The organism is Neisseria sp. P0021.S007, from assembly GCF_051956855.1.
In genome coordinates, this window is sequence record NZ_JBQCXA010000079.1 from 1 (window position 1) to 1,354 (window position 1,354).

At 55.2% G+C, this 1,354-nt stretch carries 1 protein-coding gene; it reads left to right on the top strand.

The features are described 5' to 3' along the window. A partial coding sequence (locus ACTHUR_RS11220) for a lactoferrin/transferrin family TonB-dependent receptor (protein WP_440398624.1) occupies positions 1 to 1,354 on the top strand: 1,354 nt, incomplete at both ends.

Here is a 1,354-nt window from a genome sequence, read left to right on the forward strand (position 1 = left end):
CATTGAAGGAGATTACCGTCCGTGCCGCCAAAGTGGGACGGCGATCGAAAGAGGCGACCGGTTTGGGCAAAATCGTCAAAACGTCGGAAACGTTGAACAAAGAACAGGTACTCGGTATCCGCGACCTGACGCGCTACGATCCGGGCGTGGCCGTCGTCGAACAAGGTAACGGCGCGAGCGGCGGTTATTCGATACGGGGCGTGGATAAAAACCGTGTGGCGGTTTCGGTCGACGGTGTTGCCCAAATACAGGCGTTTACCGTGCAGGGTGCATTGAGCGGATACGGCGGACGCGGCGGCAGCGGTGCAATCAACGAAATCGAATATGAAAACGTCGGTACGGTAGAAATCGACAAAGGTGCCGGTTCTTCCGATCACGGCAGCGGTGCGCTCGGCGGAGCAGTCTCCCTCCGCACCAAAGAGGCGGCAGACCTGATTTCAGACGGCAAAAGTTGGGGGATACAGGCAAAAACCGCCTACGGCAGTAAAAACCGCCAATTTATGAAGTCGCTCGGCGCGGGTTTCAGTAAGGACGGTTGGGAAGGGCTGTTAATCCGAACCGAACGCCAAGGGCGGGAAACGCGCCCGCACGGCGATATTGCGGACGGGGTGGAATACGGCATAGACCGTTTGGACGCGTTCCGCCAGACATACGATATTCAGAGTCCGAATAAAAAGGCGGAATATTTCCTGGCGGAGGGCGAGAGTGAGCTCAAGCCTGTGGCAAAATTGGCGGGCAACGGGAAATATTTGAAAAACCAGCTCAACCGCTGGGTGGAAGAACGCCGTTCAAAAGGTCAGGCTTTAAACAGTGAAGAAGAAGCGATGGTGCGGGAGGCGCAGGCGCGCCACGAAAACCTGTCCGCCCAATCGTACACAGGCGGCGGCAGGATATTGCCCGATCCGATGGATTACCGCAGCGGTTCGTGGCTTGCCAAGCTGGGCTACCGCTTCGGCGGCAGGCATTATGTCGGCGGCGTGTTTGAGGATACCAAACAGCGTTACGACATCCGCGATATGACGGAAAAACAGTATTACGGTACGGACGAGGCGAAAAAGTTTAGCGACAAGAGCGGGGTGTACGACGGCAACGATTTCCGCGACGGCTTGTATTTTGTGCCGAATATAGAAGCGTGGGATAAAAACAAAGAAAAATGGGTCAAGGGCATAGGTTTGAAATATTCCCGCACCAAATTTATAGACGAACATCACCGCCGCCGCCGTATGGGTTTGCTGTACCGTTATGAAAACGAAGCGTATTCTGACAATTGGGCGGACAAGGCGGTGTTGTCGTTTGACAAACAGGGCGTGGCAACCGACAACAACACGCTGAAGCTGAATTGCGCCGTGTATCC